Here is a 17228-nt window from a genome sequence, read left to right on the forward strand (position 1 = left end):
CGTGTGAGAGAGTGGCTCATGCCCTTGAGCGCGTATGACCTCAGAACGTCCATCGCCGTCTCCGACATTCAGAGGGCCGTGGCGTTCTACGAAGGCAAGCTGGGCCTGCAGGTCCTGCAGACCGGTCCCAGCGCCGACATCATCGGCGGCAGCCGCGTCTACGCGTCCGGCGGCGGCCCGGCGCTGAACGTGTACCAGTCGGCCACCGCCGGGAAGACCGACGCGACGCTGGCGACCTGGTACGTCGACGACATCGACCAGATCGTCGACGAACTCGCCTCGTCCGGCGTCGAGTTCGTCCGCTACGAGCAGTTCGAATGCGACGCCAGGGGGATCTCCCCGCGGGCCGGCGGTGGACGCATCGCGTGGTTCCGGGACCCGGACGGCAACACCTTCGCCATCGAAGCCGACATCTGACCCTCCCTCCGGGGCGATCAGCCCTGGCGGGCCGGCCGGATGGTCAGGTCCCCGATCTCGACGTCGTCGGGCTGGTCGATCGCGAACGCGATCGCCCGGGCCACCGCCATGGGGTCGATCCCGAGTTCGGCCATGTTCCGCCTCGCCTGCTCGCGCACGGCCGGGTCGTCGACCGCGTTGTCGATGAGCTCGGTGCGGACGTACCCCGGGGAGATCGACGTCGTCCGCAGGACCCCGTCCGTGCTCTCCTGCCGCAGGCCCTCCAGCAGGGTGCGCACCGCGTTCTTCGTCCCCGCGTACACCGCCTGGGTGGGGACGATCTTCAGCCCGGACGTCGAGACGACCGTGACGAGGTGCCCGGTGCCCTGGCGGCGGAACACCGGCAGGGCCGCGGCGATGCCGTGCAGGATCCCCTTGACGTTCACGTCGACCATCGCCGACCAGCCCTCGACGTCCAGGTCGGCGACGGGGCCGATCCTGCTGATCCCGGCGTTGCCCACCAGGACGTCCAGCCGGCCGAAGCGCTCGACGGCTCCGGTGACGAGCGCGTGGAGGTCGCCGGGGTCGGTGACGTCCACCCGCATGGCGGCCGCCTCGCCGCCGGCGGCCTCGATCTCGGCGGCCAGGCGGTCCAGCCGCTCGGTCCGGCGAGCGCCGAGGACGACGGCCGCGCCCTCCGACGCGAGGTGGCGGGCCGTCGCCTCGCCGATTCCGCTGCTGGCCCCCGTGATGGCGACGACCTTGCCCTGGATGGTCATGATGAACCTCCACCTAGAATGGGACACATGTCCGGTTACCTCGACGAGCCTAGCGGACACGTGTCCGCTTCTGTCAAAGGCGCGGCACGGCGCGCCGACGCGCAGCGCAACCGCGAGCGGATCCTCCAGGCGGCCCGCGACCTCGTGCGCGAGCCGGGCGAGCTGAAGCTCAACGCCGTCGCGAAAGCCTGCGGCATCGGGCAGGGCACGCTGTACCGGCACTTCCCGACACGCGAGGACCTCCTCGCCGAGGTGTACCGCCGCGAAGTGGAAGAACTCGTCGCCGCGGCCCCGCGCCTGCTGGAGGCCCACGAGCCGCTCGACGCGCTGGCGGCGTGGTTCGACCGCGTCGCCGCCTACGCCCGGGTCAAACGCGACGTGTTCGCCGCCATCGAGGCGGCGACATGGCGCGACCTCGCCGCCCACAGCCTCGGCCCGATCGGCGAGGCGGTGGACCGCCTCCTGGCCGCCGGCCGCGCGGCCGGCAGCGTCCGCGCCGACGCCGAAGCCCGCGACGTCATCGTGCTCATCAGCTGGCTGTCACGCCTGGACGACGCCGAACTCGACGCGCGAGGACCCCGACTGCTGTCGATCCTCATCGACGGCCTCCGCCCACCCCGCCCCTGACCTGGAGGCGAGGGACCATCACCCGCGGCGCGACCTCGCCCCGTGCCGTCCTTCTAGCGTGCCGCCTGTTCGTCGTCCGAGACCTGGATGATCGTCTTGCCGGGCATGCGGCGGTGGCGAGCGAACGCGGCGGCCGTCTCGGACAGCGGTCGTACGGCGCCGACGATGGGCTTGAGCCGTCCGTCCCGGAGGCGGCGGGCGAGTTCGGCCAGCAGGGCGCGGTCGGGCTCGACGACGAAGAAGACGGCCCGCCCGTCCTTGGGCTGCACGGGGGGCGGCATGGCGATGGTGACGAGCGTGCCGCCGGGGCGTACCAGCTCGGTCGACCGCTCGAGGATGTCGCCGCCGATCACGTCGAACACGACGTCCACCTCGCCGGCGTCCCGCAGATCGTCGGCGCCCAGGTCGAGGAAGGCCTGCGCGCCCAGGCCGAGCGCGACGTCGCGATCGCCGGCTCGGCCCGTGCCGATCACGCGGGCGCCCGCGTCCCGCGCGAGCTGGACGGCGATCGAGCCGACGCCGCCCGCGGCGCCGTGGACGAGGACGGTCTGGCCCGTCGTGAGGCGGCCGTGGTCGAACAGTCCCTGCCATGCCGTCAGCCCGGAGATGGGCAGCGCCGCCGCCACGGTGTGGTCGACGTCGGCCGCGAGGGGAGCGAGGTTGCGGGCCTCCACCGCGGTGTATTCGGCCAGGGAGCCGTTCCGGGTCCAGTCGGTCAGTCCGAACACCCGCTGGCCCACGGTGAGGCCGGTGGTCCCGTAGCCGAGCTCGACCACGACTCCGGACAGCTCGTGCCCGGGGATGCTGGGCGTCCGGTCGCGGCCGGCGCGATCGGTCCACGTTCCCGGCCAGTCGAGCTCTCCGGGGGTGAAGCCCGCGGCGTGCACGCGCACGATGACGTCGTTCTCCGCGGCGTGCGGGTGGGGCATGTCGGTCAGGGTGAGGCCGCCGACGCCCGCGTCACGGTCCCGCGCGATGATCGCTCGCATGCTCGGTCCTTTCCAGAACGGGGGTGCGCCGAGGCCGTCGAGCTCGCACCGCCGCGATCGCTCCGCGACGCGGAGAGCTCCGTCCGACATCGACGCGATACCCACTTCGGCAACGGTCGACCCACAACGCACACGTGCAGCACGGCCCTGACCAGGCGTCCGGTCAGCTCGGCCAGGGCGAGCCGAGGACGCGCTCCACCGTCGTCGTGCGCCGGAAGCCGGGAACGAAGTGTTCGAGCAGGTCGGAGTTCACGGTGCCGTTCGTGGTCTCGGGGCGGTCCTTGAGCCCCTCGACGGAGATTCGCAGGAACTCGTCCTTGAAATCCCCTCGCGGGTGGACGGCGAGGATCTCGTCCAGCTGCTCGTGGTCCAGCCCGTCCAGGCCGAAGCCGATCGCTTCGGTCAGGACGCCGAGGTGCGTGGCCGCGATCTCCGGGCCCATCCGGACGGGGATGCCCGGCGTGGTGTGCAGCGCGACCGCCGTCCAGACGGTCTGAGCGGCGGCCGCCGAGAATCCCCGATCCAGGAGGAACTTGCGCGCGTGGTCCGCGCCATCCACTTCGAAGCGCTGCTCGACGTCGGAGAACGGGGTCAGGAGGCCGGCGTCGTGGAACAGGGCCGCCAGGTAGAGCAGTTCCGGGTCCGGTTCCACGCCGAGCTTCCGGGCGTGCATCAGGCCGAAGAAGAAGACCCGCCGGGAGTGGTGGTAGATGAGGGGGCGGGTCGTCTCCTGGATCAGCCTGGTCGCTTCGGCGGCCGCCGCCGTCCCGGGAATCGCCAACCCCGCGATGACCTCTGCCATGCCCCTTGGACCTTCCCGTCGTGTGCCCCGGCTGTGAACAGTGCGTCCGACGTCCATCCTGCCAACGGACCGGCATGCGACCCCCAACGTGGTGGTCACGCGTCGCGCATGAACAGCAGGAGTGCGGCGATCAGGAGCGATGCGGCCGCCCATGCGGTGAGGACGCCGAGGCCGGCCCAGGGGCCGATGGGTCGGGAGTGGGCGCCGGTGGTGGCCTGGACGGCGAGTCCCGCGGTCATGGGGGCGATCTGCTCGACGTGCCGCCGCAGCGGATCGGTGCAGGCCTGGGCGAGGAGCGGGGGCAGGTAGAGCAGGCCGAGCACGGCGGCGATCGCCGGGGCGGTGTCGCGGATCGCGGTGGCGACGCCGAGGGCGAGCAGGGCGATCAGGACGAGGTAGCAGACGCTGCCGGAGGCGGCGCGCAGCGTCGCGCCATGGCTGATCGAGACGAGCGGGTGGCCATGGGCCGGGTCGAGACCGGCTGCCGGGAGCATGAGGCGGCCGACGAGCAGGCAACCGGTGACCGCGGGGACGCCTGCGGCGAGAGCGAGCGCCGCCGTGGTGGCGGCCTTGGCGGCGAGGAGGACGAGGCGGCGCGGCATGGCGGTGAGGCTGGTGCGGATCATGCCGGTGCCGTACTCCTCGGAGATGGTCAGGACGGCGAATACCGCGATGACCGCTTGGCCGAGGTAGACGCCGGCCAGGGCCAGCCTCGTGGGATCCTGCCCGCCGCTGCGCGTCGACACGTGGGTGGCGGCGGCGATGCAGGCGCTGACCGCGATGGTCACGGCGGCGGCGCCGGTGAGCAGCCAAGCGGTGCCGCCCGTGGTCCGCGCCTTCGTCCATTCCGCCCGTAGCGCTCCGATCATGCGTCTCTCCGGTACAGCAGGACGGCGGCGATGCCGAAGGCGAGCGCCGCCCATGCGGTGAGGACGCCGAGGCCGGCCCAGGGGGTGAGCGGGTAGTAGCCGTTGGCGAAGGTGTAGGGATAGTCGACCTGCGCCGATCGGGGCAGGACTTGCAGCACCGAGAAGCCGGCGGCAGGGGTGAGGCGATACAGCCACTCCACGGCGTCACCGGAGCCGATCGAACCGACGATCGAGGGCAGGACGAACACCACGATGCCCCCGGCGACCGCGGCGGCGCTCTTGCGCGCGATGGTGCCGACGGCCAGCACGCCGACGGCCGTGACGGCGGCCAATGCCGCGGTTCCGGCGATGACGCGCAGGACGGTGAGGGCGCCGGCCGGGAAGACGTAGGCGCCGTTCGCGCGCAGGACGTGTTCGCCGAGGGGGACGGCGGCCGCCGCGGCGGCGGCCGCGATCACGAAGGCGACCGCGCCGACGACGACCGCCTTGGCCGCGAGAACGCGCCGCCTGCCGGGGACGGCCGCGAACGTGACGCGGATCAGTCCGCGGCGGTACTCGGCGGTGATGAACACGGTCGCCACCACGATGAGCACGATCAGCGCGACGGTGAGCCCGAAGGGCAGGCTGCTGGAGGCCGTGCCCGTGCCGAGGAGCCCCTGGACGACGGCGGGGGCGATGTCTCCGGAGCCGCTGATGACGAAGGAACCGCCGGCGCGGTGGAAGCCGCCGGTCCGCAGCGTCGGGTAGAAGTCCTGCTGACCGGCCCCGATGCTCCGGCCCTGCCAGGCGCCGGACGTGGCATGACCGTCGACGGTGGTGTGGTCGTCGATGGTGGTGTGGTCGAAGGCGGCGGTGGCAAGGGTGCGGGAGCCGTCCGCCGACGTCCGGAAGGACACCGGGGAGGTGACGAACAGCCCGGCGTAGACGGTGACCGGTAGCCCGGTCAGGTGCGCGGTGCCGATCAAGGTCCACGTCGTCCCGTCCGCCGAGTCGTAGCCGGTGACGGTGTCGCCGGTGCGGGTCAGGCGCAGCCAGCGCGGCGAGCCGGGGGAGGCCGGTCCGCGCCGCCCGGCGCCGTCGTTGCCGTAGTCGTACTGGAAGCGGTCGCCGTGGCCGCCGGTGGCCATCACCGCGGCGTAGGCCGATCCCTGCCGGGTGCTCGGCCGCAGGAGGATCCCGGCCTTGGCCCAGGCCGGGAGCCCGGGACGGGTCCGCTGCGCCTGGGAGGGGGCCACGCCGGCCGGGACGGTCGAGGTGACGCCGGTCAGCGAGGTGATCCGGGTGGTGACGGTGCCGTCGCCGGTCAGCCGCCCGCCGACGGTGTAGTAGCTGTCGGCGACCGCTCGGCCGTCCGGGCCGGTCGGCACGTGGGCGTGGCCGGCCTTGCAGGTGCCGGCGCCGGAGCACGACTCGGTGTGGGTGCCGTCGGCGACCAGGAAGGTGAACACGAGGCACAGCAGGGCAGCCGTGATCGGGGCCGTCACCCAGCCGCGGACCGTGCGGAACTTGATCCATTCGGCCCGCAGCACGGCCGTGAAGGGTGCCCGTTCGGGCGCCCCGGCCGGCAGCGGCGGCGTGCGGCTCGCGGTCATCGCCGTGCCCCCCGGCCCCCGTCGGCCCGGAACTCCGCCTCGCCGCCGGTGAGCCGGAAGTAGACGTCCTCCAGCGTCGCCCGCTGGGTGGTGACCTCGGAGAAGACCACGCTCGACCGTCCCAGGGCCTCCACGACCTGGCGGGCCGTGAGCCCGGACACGCTCAGGGCGCCGCCGTCGAGGATCGTCGCTGCGCCCCCGGCGCGGCGCAGCGCCCCGGCGGCCTCGGCCGGCGCTGGCGTCCGCAGCAGGACCTGCTCACCGGCGGCCCGCGCGAGCAGCTCGTCGATGCCGCCGTCGGCGAGGACCTTGCCGCGGCCGATCACAACGGCGCGGTCGGCGATGCCTTGCAGCTCGCCCATCAGGTGGCTGGAGACGAGCAGCGCCCGCCCCTCGGCGGCGAGGGTGCGCAGCAGCCCGCGCATCCAGGCGATCCCCTCCGGGTCCATGCCGTTGAACGGCTCGTCCAAGATGACGACCGGTGGGTCGCCGAGCAGCGCCGCCGCGATGCCGAGGCGCTGGCGCATGCCCAGCGAGAAGCCGCCCGCCTTGCGGCGGGCCGCCGGCGCGAGGCCGACCTGCTCGATCACGGCGTCGACCCGGCCGGTCGTCAGGGACTGGGAGCGGGCCAGCCACAGCAGGTGGTCACGGGCGGTGCGGCCGGGCTGGACGGCGGCGGCGTCGACCAGCGCCCCGACATGGCGCAGCGGATTCCGCAGATCCTGATAGCGGTGCCCGCCGACCCGCGCACGGCCCTCGTCGGGAGCGTCGAGTCCGAGGATCACCCGGATGGTGGTGGACTTCCCCGCCCCGTTCGGGCCGATGAAGCCGGTCACCTTGCCCGGCGGAGCGGTGAAGGTCACGCCGTCGAGGGCGAGTGCGGACCGGAACCGTTTGCGCAGGCCGGTGACTTCGATGATCGCGTCGTCCACGTGCTCGTCCGTCCCTTGTCGTTGGCGATGGCACTGCGACGTAGGTGTACGACACGGCCGGTGTCGGCCCGGTGTCGGCCGCCGACACCGGGCTGACACCCGGGTGCTGGCATCGTTGCGGTGACGGCGTCCCGCCCCGATGCGGGTGCGGCCGCCGCCCTCAGGCAGCGGAACGGAGAACGTTCGTGAGAGTGCTCGTCGTCGAGGATTTCGAGATCCTGGCCCGCTCGATCGGCACCGGCCTGCGCCGCGAGGGCATGGCGGTGGACGTGGTCCTGGACGGCGCCGACGCGCTGGAGCACCTGGCGATCACCCGCTACGACGTCGTGATCCTGGACCGGGACCTGCCCGGAGTCCACGGCGACGAGGTGTGCGAGAGCATCGTGGCCGGGCGCTCCGGCAGCCGCGTCCTGATGCTCACCGCGGCGAGCACCGTCAAGGACCGCGTCGACGGCCTCGGGCTGGGCGCCGACGACTACCTGCCCAAGCCGTTCGACTTCTCCGAACTCGTCGCCCGCGTCCGCGCCCTGGGCCGCCGCTCCACGCCGGCGACGCCGCCCACACTGAGCGCGGCCGACCTCACCCTCGATCCGAGCCGCCGGGTCGCCTTCCGCGCCGGGCGGCGCCTGGAGCTCAGCCCGAAGGAGTTCGCCGTCCTCGAATGCCTCCTCGCCTCCGACCGCCGGGTGGTCTCCACCGAGGAACTCCTGGAACGGGTCTGGGACGAAGAGGCCGACCCCTTCACCACCGCGGTCAAGACGACGATCCGCCGGCTGCGCGCGAAGCTCGGCGACCCGCCCGTCATCCACACCGTCCGTGAGGGCGGTTACCGGATCGGAGACGCGTGATGCGCCCCCTCGACGCGGTCATGTCCCTCTTCCGCCGCAGGCGCAGGCCCATGCTCCGGGCCCAGCTCGCCCTGCTGTACTCGGGGTTCTTCCTCTGCCTGCTCGCCGCCGTGCTCCTGGCCACCGACCTCCTGTACGGCCACACGGCGGCGAGGGCCCCCGCGAACGTCGCCCCCGGCGCCGACCAGGTCGGCGACAGCCACCGGTTCGAATTCGCTCCCGCCGCCATCGGCCTGGCCGCCGCGGTCGTCGCGCTCACCGGAGCCTGGTGGCTGGCCGGACGGTTCCTGCGCCCCCTGCGCGCCATCAACACCACCGCGCGGGAGATCTCCGCCACGAACCTCAACCGCCGGCTCGACCTCGACGGCTCCAACGACGAACTCGCCGACCTCAGCAGAACCCTCAACGACCTCTTCGCGCGGCTCGAGGCGTCCTTCGAGTCCCAGCGCCGCTTCGTGGCCAACGCCTCGCACGAACTGCGCACTCCCCTCGCCGGGCAACGCACCCTCCTGCAAGTCGCCCTCGCCGACCCCGAGGTCAGCGCCGAAGCCCTGCGGACGGCCTGCGAACAGGCGCTACAACTCGGCGACCAGCAAGAACGCCTCATCGAGGCGCTGCTCACCCTGGCGACCAGCGAACACGGCGTCGAACAGTGGGAGCCGGTCGATCTCGACCAGATCACCGAAGCCGTCATCGCCGGCCGCAGACGACAGGCCGAACGCCGCGGAATCACCATTGATGCCGCGCTCCGCCCGGCACCGGCCACCGGCGACCCCAGACTCATCGAGCGGCTCGTGACCAACCTCGTCGACAACGCGTTGCGCCACAACACACCCGAAGGGCACGTCCAGATCACCACGGACTCGGTCGGGGGCGAGGCTCGCATCGCGGTCGGCAACACCGGCCCGGCGATCCCGCCCGCTGAGGTCGACCGGCTCTTCCGGCCCTTCCAACGGATCAGCGGCACTCGTGCCCGCCACCCCGACGGCCACGGGCTCGGCCTCGCCATCGTGCACGCCATCGCCCACGCCCACGGCGCCACACTGACCGCGCGCCCCGGCCCGGAAGGAGGACTCGACGTCGAAGTGACCTTCCACTGACCCGTCCCACCGGCCCAACGCCCACGCCGGGTCGCAACACCGGTCGCGAGTTCGGTGGCCGTTCCGAAGCGGCTCAAGGCGTGTCGAGCGCTCCACGGAGGCGGGCGGCCATTGCCGCGGTCTCGTCCGGGGACATGCGGAGCACGCCGTTCTCGGTCATGAGGGCGTGGAACTGCTGTTGGCGGTAGGGGACGCCCGGTGGCAGTCCGGCGATGTGCCAGTGCAGGTGGGCGTTGCCTTGTCGGCTTCCGAGTGACAGCAGGTACGTGCGTTCTGGCTCTATGACCGACTCGACGGCCAGGGCCACTCGCCGGACGGTCAGCATCAGCCGGGTGTAGGCGGGCTCGTCGAGGTCCCGGACGACGTGTTCGACGTGGGCCTTCGGAGCGACCAGGACCTTGCCGGCGAGGGTGGGCCATCGGTCCAGGAAGGCCACGGTCTCGTCGTCCTCGTAGATCGTCTCGTGTGCGTAGCCGGGATCTCCGGCGAGGAAGGCACAGACGAAGCACGGCCCGCCGCGCGCCCGGGTCTCGTACGCCTCATGGTCCATGGGCTGCCGGCCTGTCGTCATCCCACGATCCTCTCCCCACAAGATCAGAGTCGATCGGGACGAGCTTCGCCGACGTGGTCATCGCACTGGCCGCCTCGATCCGGGCTCAGGTCGGCCGGGCGGCGGGCCTGAGGCCGTCCATCAGGAGGTCCAGCAGGCGACCGGCCTTGGCTTCATGCTCGCGCCGGGGGGCCACGGTGAAGATGCCGATGAGGGAGGCGGCGATGTCCTCGGCGGTGACGTCGGAGCGGAGGTCGCCCGCCGCGCGACCGGCGTCGAGAATCGTGGTGATGGCGGCCAGTAGCTCGCTGCGGGTCTGCGCATGCGCGATCTCGCCCGACTCGATCATCGCGAGCAGCGTGTCGAGCATGCCGTTCTTGGTCGCGATCCAGTCCCCGAACAGGTCCATCCAGCGCCGCATCGCCTCAGCCGGAGGCATCCGGCCGAGCAGCTCGCCGGCGCCGGCCGTCAGCCGCACGACCTGGTCCCGGTAGACCGCATCGACCAGCGCCTCACGGGTCGGGAAGTGCCGGTAGAGCGTGGCGATGCCGACTCCGGCCTCGCGGGCGATCGCGCGCATCGACGGCTCGCCGTCAGCCGACACGAACACGCGGGTCGCCACCGCGAGCAACTGGTCCCGGTTGCGGGTCGCGTCCGCCCGTGGCGCGCGCATCTCCGCCTCAGCCAAAACGGATCACGCTCCGGTTGTGTTACGGTCATCCATGGAAACGGAGCATAGTCCGTTTCAAGGCGCTCCCTCGGTCCCCAAGGAGACAGGCGTACATGCAGGAACAGAGCGATCGACCACCGGCGGGCAGGAGCAGGGCGGTCCGGCTCGATTCGTTCGGCGGTCCCGAAGTCCTGGACGTCCGTGAGGTTCCCGCGCCGCAGGTGGGTCCGGGACAGATCCGCGTGCGGGTCACCGCGGCCGGTCTGAACCCGATGGACTGGATCATGACCGCCGACGCGGACACCGCCACCCGGTTCGGCCTGAGCCTCCCGGCCGGGTTCGGAACCGACTACGCGGGACGGGTCGACCAGGTCGGTGACGGGGTGACCGGCTTCGCCCCCGGCGACCGGGTGTTCGGGGGCGCCCTGTCCCGCTCGGTCGCCGACCACGTGGTGATCGACCCGGCCGGGGAGACCGCGGCGAACGAGGCCCACCACACTCCTGACGGCGTCGACGACCGCACCGCCGCCACCCTCACGATCGCCGGCCGCACGGCATCCGCCGCCCTCGCCGTGGTCGCCCTTGGCCCGGACGACACGGTGCTGATCGGCGGCGCGGCGGGCGGGGTCGGGGTGTTCGCCGTCCAGCTGGCCCGGATCGCAGGAGCGCGCGTGATCGGGACGGGATCGGCGGCATCATCCGATTTCCTGCGCGATCTCGGGGCCGAGCCGGTCGCCTACGGCAACGGCTTGGCCGACCGGGTCCGAGCCCTCGCTCCCGGCGGTGTCACCGCCGCCATCGACCTGCACGGAACGGAGACGGTGCACGCCGCAAGGGAACTCGGCGTCCCGGACGGCCGCATCTGCACCATCGCCGCGCAAGTCGACGGCGTGCCGACGGCCAACGGCGCGAGCGCCGCCCCCGGCACCCTGGAAGAGGTCGCCCGCCTGGTCGCGGCGGGCCGCCTTCGGGTGCCCATCGCGGCGAGCTTCCCGGTCGAGCAGATCCGCCGCGCGGCCGAACTCCAGGCCGGCCGGCACGCGCACGGCAAGATCGTCATCGACCTCTGAACCAAGGCCGTAGCGATGTCGTAGTCACTGATCAGGCGGGGGCCTCCCGCCCACTAGAGAGCCCAGGGCTCTCCTCATCAAGGCGGCTGCCCTCGTCGTGTCCTCGCCGCAGCATCGCCGCCGAGTCATCCCCAACGCCGCGAAACCTTCCGTCTGGAAGCAGCAACCACCAAGCGGCCGGACCGTCTATCGAGCTCGTACTACATGCCTGACGTGTGCCTGTGGTGGGCGTTGGCTGTCGTCGTCGTTGTCGTCAGGGCAGTCGTCACCCTTCAGCGCGTCGATGCCGCCCCTTCAACCGCCGGACACGCCGCTCGTGCTGGCCGGCGCGGCGCCGCTGGGCGCGGTCGATGAACAACGTTCGCGGGTCGGCCGCCAGCTCGTACAGCTCGACTTCGAACGGGTCTGCGTCGTACTCGATGAGACGAGCCAAGGTGGCTCGATCCTGCTCGGTGGTGACCCGCCGGCGCACGTGTTCCCGCCAGAGGCGCTCGCTCGCCTCGGCCTCGTCCATGCTCCGACGATAACTGCTTGTCGCGCCGTGAACACCTGGATGCGAACTACCGGCGACCCGGACCTTCGAGGTCCTGCCCGGGCCATGACGAGTGCCGATGGAAGGTCGCTTAAGGCGTTGTAGGCCACCATTGCTGTTGTGCAACAACCGCTGGGATCCGAACCCGCTGTCAGCTTGGGAGTCATCCGATCTCGGCCGTTATGACCGCTGACCTGGCGTTGGACCATGCCGAAGGTGACCGTGAATGACGCACTCGACAACGCTCTGATGGAGTCGACGATCGGGCTGTACGAAGACCGAGCCGTTTCACTTCCTGTGTCTCATCTTGGCCACCTGATCCGGTTGAACGCCACGCCACAGCCGCCGAGCTGTCAAGATCAACAAGATGCGACAGAGAGTGACCCTTTTTCATCCTCGGGTGACCTCGTAGCTCTGTAGGACGGCGATGGCTTTGACCAGGTGGCCGGCCTTGCCGGGGCTGCAGCGGAGTTTGCGGAGCAGCTTCCATGACTTCAGCTGGGCGTTTGCGCGTTCGCCGGGTCCGCGGAGCTTGGCGTGCGAGCGGTTGGCCTGCTTTTGCGACTCGGGCTTGTTGCGTCCCTTGTACGGGGTGATGACCACCGAGGCCTCGGCGCCTTGATAGCCCTTGTCGGCCAGCGTGGTGATCCCGGCCTTATCCAGCTCGCGCAGGATGCCCCACACGCGGGCGGCGGTCAGGTCGTGCGTGCGGCCGGGCAGCGCTCCCGACGTCCACACGATCGTCCCGTCCGGACCTGCGATCACCTGTATGTTCATCCCATGGCAGCGGTGCTTGGCCGAGTAGTACGGCCGGTCGGCCCGCACCCGGTCGCATGCGATGAGCGTCCCGTCCAGCACCAGCAGTTGCAGCCCGTCCTTGCCGGCCTTCCGCAACGCCGCCGTCAGCTTCGGCGACCGCGCCGACAGCAGCGCCACCGCCTCCTGGATATACCGCCAGGCCGTACTCGTTGACACCCCGAACCCGGCCCCGAGCTCGGCGAAGGTCTCACCTTTGCGCAGGTGGACCAGCACCAGTAGAGCCTGCCGCCCCGGGGTGAGCAGCCGCCAGGGCGTCCCGAGGGACTTGCGGCACCGGCGAATCAGTCTCGCCAGGTAGTTCAGCGTTGAACGCGACAAATCGACGGCAGCACGGTAGAACAGCACGCGGGGCCCCTGGTTCGGACGTCGAGATTGTGGTGATCAAGTCGTCTACCAGGGGCTTCTTCACTTCACTGTCCGAACGTCAGCATCGCGATCGCTCCGTGATCACCATCACCCCGGGGCGATGAAAAAGGGTCAGTGATCATTGGTACGGCGGCGGCTTTCGTCCTGCTGCTGACGTTCGCAACGGCAATATGGTGGAAGTTCTTCTACGAGCCTCCCATCAGCGGCCCGATCGCCGAGGCGTTCACGAAGGCCGCCCCGGTCCGTCCTGCCGACTCGGACGGCGCTAACAAGTCTTTGACAGACTCATCGCTGTTTTCGCACGCCCCCGATCCGTGCAAGCTACTGCAGTCCCTTGGCGAATTCACCGATACGGTCAAAGACGCCGGGTCGTGCCGGCATGTCAGCGAGGTGGCGGATGGGTATAAGACCTACGAGGTGAGGGCCACTGCGGTTCCCAAGGCGACGGACGGTGGGGCGGTGGCCGAAGCCGTTCGCAGGTACGATGCGTTGGCCCGCGAGGCCCATGGCCCGGCGTTCAGCGAGAATGACGCGAAGTTCAAGCACTTCTTCAGTGCGCTGACCGGTCCTGGCGAGCAGGCGTTCACCAGGTACACCTATATGCAGTCCAACCTGCACGGCTACCTGCACTACTCCGGGGCCGAGGTGGTCTTCAGAGCCCGCAACCTTGTGGTGGAGGTGCGGGTGCAGTCGCCCGACGACAAGCGGAGTCGGCAACTCAACCTGGTCTATGCCGCCGCATGCAAGATCGCTCCGACACTGAAACCCTGAGCCGGTCGTTTCGGCGACGATCCGCCGCCTCCCGGAACACTGATGACGCGGCGGTCGGGGATTGCCTCGCCACACTTGCGTCTCGCTGCTGCTCCGCCTGGGCATCGCACCCAACGTCGTCGGCCAGCGACATCGAGGTGACCACGACGATCTCGACGACAAGCGCGCGGCACTCCGGAAGCTGGGGGATGCCCTCGGCTGACCCGCCGTACTCCTAACGGCCTCGGTGCGCGTCTGGGGTCGTTAATCGCTTTGGGGGTGCAATGGGGACGTTCTATGGTCGGCTGATGCGCTACCTGCCGATGTCCCTGGCGCTGGGGGCTCTGCGTCGCGGGCGCGGCATCGAGCAACTCCTCGGCGGCTTTGAAGAAGAGGGGCGCCGAGGAGTGAAGCACGCGTTGATCTTTCCGGCGCCCAGGGGCCTCTGTTACGTCATGTGTACGGCTGTTGAAGACACGGCGGAACTCGATCGGCACGGGGGTCTTCTCTATCCGAGCGATGATGCCTTCTACCCAGAGGACGCCAACAGAGAGGGCACCCGACCGGTCGGCAGTGCTCCGACACCAGAGGGGGCTATTGAGCTAGCCGAGCGCGAGCTGGATGCTGATCCGCGCCTGTGGGTCAACCTGGGAATGTTGGGCTACGAGTACAGAGACTTCGTTGAGCGAGGCCGGCCGCTCGGCCGCTGGAAGCCGTCATGAGGGGACGGTGCCGTCAAAAGGCCCGGAACCGAGACGGGTTCCGGGCCTTTTGGCTGGTCAGAAGCGTGGGCAGGGGCGGGGTCGAACCGCCGACCTTCCGCTGTTCAGCTATGGCAACACCCCTACCGGTGAAGCATCGGCCGAGGCTGAGCGGCTGTCGGCGTGCATTCGTGGCTGGTGCTGGTGCCTGCTGTTGCTGTCACCGCTGCTGTCAGTCTTCGCGAGTCAGGCGACCTTGATGGAGTGGGGGCCGACGCTGACGGTGATGTCCACGTGTCCGCCGAGGGCGCTGGCGTAGGCGCGCAGCGTGTCCAACTCCATGGCCTCGATGTCGCCGTTCTCGATCTGGGAGACGCGGGATTGTGAGCATCCCAGGATCTGGGCGACCTCGGCTTGTGTCTTGCCGATGGCCTTGCGAAGTTCCTTGAGGTGGTGGCCGGCGACGTAGGCGTCGAGTTCGGCGCGTGCCCGATCCTGGCGTTCGGGGTCGGCCGGTTCGGGGTTGCGGCGGTGTGCTTCGGCCTTGATGTCCTGCCAGCGACGTCCGGTGCTCATCGTCCGGCCTTGTCTCCGACCGCAAGGAAGATCGCGCAATCTGGTCATCTGGCTCCGATCGGACGGCGAGCCAGTGGAGCACGTCGGCCGGACACCGCCCGGCATGTTGTCTGATCCATCCACCGGTGGTAACGTGGCGGTAGTTGCAGTTGTGGTTCCCATGAGCTTATGTGCGCCTGCTGGTACTCACCTCAGGCGCATTTTTTGTTTCCCGGTAGTCCGTCCGGATGGGGTCATTACGGCGACGCGTGGCTCGCAGAGTGTGGGCTCCGTAATTGCCTTTCGGAAGGGACGAGTATGACTACTGGCACCGTGAAGTGGTTCAACGCGGAAAAGGGCTTCGGCTTCATCGAGCAGGACGGCGGCGGCAGCGACGTCTTCGCCCACTACTCCAACATCGCCGCCCAGGGCTTCCGTGAGCTCCAGGAGGGCCAGAAGGTCCAGTTCGACATCACGCAGGGCCAGAAGGGCCTGCAAGCGGAGAACATCGTTCCCGCCTGAGAACCGAACAGTGCGGTGCCGGGCCCACACCTGGGCCCGGCACCCCGCCTGCCGGCAGGAAACGATCTTCCTGTCGATGCCCGCGTCTGATCTTTCAGGGGTGTAGCCCTTCTACGGCGTTCCGCCATACGGCTCCCCCGAGTACCTGGCTGCTGGTTCTCGGCTGCACACCGCTCAGCCCGGAGCCCGTCCTTCAGCCGCCTTCCGCGGTATCACGCAACGCCCTTTTCGGCTTCGGCGTTGCTTCGCGGTTCACTTTGGTTCGTTCTTGCGATCGCTCCGGCCACGGGCTGCGGAGTCTTCCTCGAAACGTGCCACTTCAGGGAAGGCTTGCACATGACCCATGGCACCCGTCCGTCTCAACGTCGTTCTCTCACTCGCCTACCAGGGCCTCGCGCCAACCGGCCGCCCGGCGGCAGAACGACTTCGCGCTTCCCGTCAGTTCCACGCCTCCGCTGCCCCCGGCCGCGTCGTTCGCCGAGTTGGAAATGCCGGCGGCCCTGCTGTCCACCTTGACTCGACAGGGGATGGCGGAGCCGTTCGCCATCCAGGCCTCGACGCTTCCGGACGCGTTGAACGGCCGCGATGTCCTCGGCCGCGGACGTACCGGCTCGGGAAAGACCCTCGCCTTCGGCCTGGCGATGCTCGCCCGTAGCGCCGGTCGGCGCGCCGAGCCGCGTAAGCCGCTGGCCCTGGTACTCGTCCCGACTCGCGAACTGGCCGTGCAGGTCACCGACGCACTCCTGCCCTACGCCCAGTCGCTCAAGCTTCGGTCGGCCACCGTTGTCGGCGGCGTATCGATCTCCCGGCAGGCCGCCGCCCTCCATCGCGGCGCGGAGATCCTGGTTGCCACCCCGGGACGGCTCACGGACCTGATCAACCGGGGCGCCTGCAGCCTGGAGCACGTACGCACCACCGTCTTGGACGAGGCGGACCAAATGGCCGACATGGGTTTCCTGCCGCAGGTGACCGCGTTGCTCGACCAGGTCGCCCCGGGCGGTCAGCGGATGCTGTTCTCCGCGACGCTGGATCGCAATGTCGACCGTCTGGTCCGGCGCTTCCTCACCGACCCGGTCGTCCACTCGGTCGATCCGTCGGCGGGAGCGGTGACCACCATGGAGCACCACCTGCTGCACGTCACGGAGGCGGACAAGCAGGATGCCACCACGCACATCGCCGCCCGCGACGGCCGCGTCATCATGTTCGTCGACATGAAGCATGCCGCCGACCGGCTGACCCGCAACCTCCTGAGCAGCGGCGTACGCGCTGCGGCACTGCACGGGGGCAAGTCGCAGCCACAGCGCAACCGTACTCTGGAGCAGTTCCGCAACGGAGACGTCTCCGTCCTGGTCGCCACCAACGTGGCCGCGCGCGGCATCCATGTCGATGGACTGGATCTGGTCGTTAACGTCGACCCGCCCAACGACCACAAGGACTACCTGCACCGAGGCGGTCGCACTGCACGCGCGGGCGAGTCCGGCACCGTGGTCACCCTGGTGCTGCCCAGGCAGCGCCATGAGATGGACCGGATGATGGTGACGGCCGGCATCACGCCGCACTCCACGCGGGTGCGGTCCGGTGATCCCGAACTCAATCGCATCACCGGTGCCCGACCGCCCTCCGGCATCCCCATCACCATCTCCGCTCCGGCCTCCGAAGGACGGCGTGACAGCGGAGCCGGGCGTAACCGCCGTCCCGCACGAAACCGCCGCTCCCAGCGATTCGCGACAACCGAGCGCGCCGGCAGATAGGCAACCGG

20 protein-coding genes are annotated in these 17228 nt (G+C 70.2%); 9 read left to right on the forward strand and 11 right to left on the reverse strand.

Translation table 11 applies throughout. The features are described from left to right. Positions 1–18: 18 nt before the first annotated feature. The gene (locus J4557_RS15355) at positions 19–417 is read left to right on the forward strand and encodes a VOC family protein (RefSeq protein WP_243775816.1); all 399 of its coding nucleotides are present in this window, start codon (positions 19–21) and stop codon (positions 415–417) included. A gap of 17 nt (positions 418–434) precedes the next feature. On the opposite strand, the gene J4557_RS15360 is transcribed toward J4557_RS15355, so the two are convergent. Next, positions 435–1175 carry an SDR family oxidoreductase gene (locus tag J4557_RS15360; RefSeq protein ID WP_208267208.1) on the reverse strand — a complete coding sequence of 247 codons (741 nt, stop codon included), beginning with the start codon at positions 1173–1175 and terminating at the stop codon, positions 435–437. Between the two features lie 27 nt (positions 1176–1202). Here J4557_RS15360 and J4557_RS15365 point away from each other — a divergent pair, with 27 nt between their 5' ends. After that, positions 1203–1802, forward strand: coding sequence for a TetR/AcrR family transcriptional regulator (locus J4557_RS15365; protein WP_208267209.1), 600 nt, complete (start codon positions 1203–1205; stop codon positions 1800–1802). Between the two features lie 53 nt (positions 1803–1855). Here J4557_RS15365 and J4557_RS15370 read toward each other — a convergent pair whose 3' ends face one another. The 5 genes from J4557_RS15370 to J4557_RS15390 form a co-directional block, all read right to left on the reverse strand. Then, on the reverse strand, positions 1856–2791 hold the full coding sequence (locus J4557_RS15370; protein WP_208267210.1) for an NADP-dependent oxidoreductase: 936 nt from the start codon (positions 2789–2791) through the stop codon (positions 1856–1858). Between the two features lie 163 nt (positions 2792–2954). Further along, positions 2955–3593, reverse strand: coding sequence for an HD domain-containing protein (locus tag J4557_RS15375; protein WP_208267211.1), 639 nt, complete (start codon positions 3591–3593; stop codon positions 2955–2957). A 95-nt stretch (positions 3594–3688) separates the two neighbouring features. Then, complete coding sequence (locus tag J4557_RS15380; protein WP_208267212.1) at positions 3689–4462, reverse strand: ABC transporter permease; 774 nt, start codon at positions 4460–4462, stop codon at positions 3689–3691. Then, positions 4459–6054 carry an ABC transporter permease subunit gene (locus J4557_RS15385; protein WP_208267213.1) on the reverse strand — a complete coding sequence of 532 codons (1596 nt, stop codon included), beginning with the start codon at positions 6052–6054 and terminating at the stop codon, positions 4459–4461. The genes J4557_RS15380 and J4557_RS15385 overlap by 4 nt, the downstream gene beginning before the upstream one ends. Then, entirely contained in the window at positions 6051–6986 is a 936-nt protein-coding gene (locus tag J4557_RS15390) for an ABC transporter ATP-binding protein (RefSeq protein ID WP_307799830.1), read from the reverse strand. Before J4557_RS15390 ends, J4557_RS15385 begins: the two co-directional genes overlap by 4 nt. 185 nt (positions 6987–7171) lie before the next feature. On the opposite strand from J4557_RS15390, the gene J4557_RS15395 reads away from it, so the two are divergent. Together J4557_RS15395 and J4557_RS15400 are read left to right on the forward strand one after the other, a co-directional pair. Further along, a complete protein-coding gene (locus J4557_RS15395) occupies positions 7172–7834 on the forward strand; it encodes a response regulator transcription factor (RefSeq protein ID WP_208267214.1) in 663 nt (220 codons plus the stop codon). Further along, on the forward strand, positions 7834–8934 hold the full coding sequence (locus J4557_RS15400) for a sensor histidine kinase (protein WP_208267215.1): 1101 nt from the start codon (positions 7834–7836) through the stop codon (positions 8932–8934). The genes J4557_RS15395 and J4557_RS15400 overlap by 1 nt, the downstream gene beginning before the upstream one ends. A gap of 73 nt (positions 8935–9007) precedes the next feature. Here the strand turns inward: J4557_RS15400 and J4557_RS15405 are convergent, their stop codons facing one another. Both J4557_RS15405 and J4557_RS15410 read right to left on the reverse strand, forming a co-directional pair. Continuing rightward, complete coding sequence (locus J4557_RS15405; RefSeq protein ID WP_243775817.1) at positions 9008–9505, reverse strand: HIT family protein; 498 nt, start codon at positions 9503–9505, stop codon at positions 9008–9010. An 85-nt stretch (positions 9506–9590) separates the two neighbouring features. Continuing rightward, a complete protein-coding gene (locus tag J4557_RS15410) occupies positions 9591–10106 on the reverse strand; it encodes a TetR/AcrR family transcriptional regulator (RefSeq protein ID WP_208267216.1) in 516 nt (171 codons plus the stop codon). A gap of 161 nt (positions 10107–10267) precedes the next feature. Here J4557_RS15410 and J4557_RS15415 point away from each other — a divergent pair, with 161 nt between their 5' ends. Further along, positions 10268–11224 (forward strand): NADP-dependent oxidoreductase, encoded by a 957-nt coding sequence (locus J4557_RS15415; protein ID WP_208267217.1) that lies wholly within the window; start codon positions 10268–10270, stop codon positions 11222–11224. A 265-nt stretch (positions 11225–11489) separates the two neighbouring features. Here the strand turns inward: J4557_RS15415 and J4557_RS15420 are convergent, their stop codons facing one another. Together J4557_RS15420 and J4557_RS15425 are read right to left on the reverse strand one after the other, a co-directional pair. Continuing rightward, entirely contained in the window at positions 11490–11738 is a 249-nt protein-coding gene (locus J4557_RS15420) for a hypothetical protein (protein WP_208267218.1), read from the reverse strand. 408 nt (positions 11739–12146) lie between these two features. Further along, complete coding sequence (locus J4557_RS15425; protein ID WP_208267219.1) at positions 12147–12920, reverse strand: transposase family protein; 774 nt, start codon at positions 12918–12920, stop codon at positions 12147–12149. 135 nt (positions 12921–13055) lie between these two features. Here J4557_RS15425 and J4557_RS15430 point away from each other — a divergent pair, with 135 nt between their 5' ends. After that, a complete protein-coding gene (locus J4557_RS15430; protein WP_208267220.1) occupies positions 13056–13712 on the forward strand; it encodes a hypothetical protein in 657 nt (218 codons plus the stop codon). Between the two features lie 287 nt (positions 13713–13999). Next, entirely contained in the window at positions 14000–14413 is a 414-nt protein-coding gene (locus J4557_RS15435; protein ID WP_208267221.1) for a hypothetical protein, read from the forward strand. Between the two features lie 225 nt (positions 14414–14638). Here the strand turns inward: J4557_RS15435 and J4557_RS15440 are convergent, their stop codons facing one another. Beyond that, the gene (locus J4557_RS15440; RefSeq protein WP_208267222.1) at positions 14639–14968 is read right to left on the reverse strand and encodes a helix-turn-helix domain-containing protein; all 330 of its coding nucleotides are present in this window, start codon (positions 14966–14968) and stop codon (positions 14639–14641) included. 297 nt (positions 14969–15265) lie between these two features. Between J4557_RS15440 and J4557_RS15445 the strand changes: the two genes are divergently transcribed. Together J4557_RS15445 and J4557_RS15450 are read left to right on the forward strand one after the other, a co-directional pair. Next, positions 15266–15469, forward strand: a complete 204-nt coding sequence (locus tag J4557_RS15445) for a cold-shock protein (RefSeq protein WP_089315009.1) — start codon at positions 15266–15268, stop codon at positions 15467–15469. A gap of 311 nt (positions 15470–15780) precedes the next feature. Next, positions 15781–17220: a DEAD/DEAH box helicase gene (locus J4557_RS15450; protein ID WP_372442482.1), complete on the forward strand. Its 1440-nt coding sequence runs from the start codon at positions 15781–15783 to the stop codon at positions 17218–17220. Positions 17221–17228: the final 8 nt, after the last annotated feature.

Source organism: Actinomadura nitritigenes (assembly GCF_017573545.1).
Classification (GTDB): Bacteria; Actinomycetota; Actinomycetes; order Streptosporangiales; family Streptosporangiaceae; genus Spirillospora; species Spirillospora nitritigenes.

Coding starts and splice junctions, on each gene's coding strand:
- J4557_RS15355 (WP_243775816.1), top strand. CDS start 19: ATGCCCTTGAGCGCGTATGACCTCAGAACGTCCATCGCCGTCTCCGAC.
- J4557_RS15360 (WP_208267208.1), bottom strand. CDS start 1,175: ATGACCATCCAGGGCAAGGTCGTCGCCATCACGGGGGCCAGCAGCGGA.
- J4557_RS15365 (WP_208267209.1), top strand. CDS start 1,203: ATGTCCGGTTACCTCGACGAGCCTAGCGGACACGTGTCCGCTTCTGTC.
- J4557_RS15370 (WP_208267210.1), bottom strand. CDS start 2,791: ATGCGAGCGATCATCGCGCGGGACCGTGACGCGGGCGTCGGCGGCCTC.
- J4557_RS15375 (WP_208267211.1), bottom strand. CDS start 3,593: ATGGCAGAGGTCATCGCGGGGTTGGCGATTCCCGGGACGGCGGCGGCC.
- J4557_RS15380 (WP_208267212.1), bottom strand. CDS start 4,462: ATGATCGGAGCGCTACGGGCGGAATGGACGAAGGCGCGGACCACGGGC.
- J4557_RS15385 (WP_208267213.1), bottom strand. CDS start 6,054: ATGACCGCGAGCCGCACGCCGCCGCTGCCGGCCGGGGCGCCCGAACGG.
- J4557_RS15400 (WP_208267215.1), top strand. CDS start 7,834: ATGCGCCCCCTCGACGCGGTCATGTCCCTCTTCCGCCGCAGGCGCAGG.
- J4557_RS15405 (WP_243775817.1), bottom strand. CDS start 9,505: ATGACGACAGGCCGGCAGCCCATGGACCATGAGGCGTACGAGACCCGG.
- J4557_RS15415 (WP_208267217.1), top strand. CDS start 10,268: ATGCAGGAACAGAGCGATCGACCACCGGCGGGCAGGAGCAGGGCGGTC.
- J4557_RS15420 (WP_208267218.1), bottom strand. CDS start 11,738: ATGGACGAGGCCGAGGCGAGCGAGCGCCTCTGGCGGGAACACGTGCGC.
- J4557_RS15435 (WP_208267221.1), top strand. CDS start 14,000: ATGCGCTACCTGCCGATGTCCCTGGCGCTGGGGGCTCTGCGTCGCGGG.
- J4557_RS15440 (WP_208267222.1), bottom strand. CDS start 14,968: ATGAGCACCGGACGTCGCTGGCAGGACATCAAGGCCGAAGCACACCGC.
- J4557_RS15445 (WP_089315009.1), top strand. CDS start 15,266: ATGACTACTGGCACCGTGAAGTGGTTCAACGCGGAAAAGGGCTTCGGC.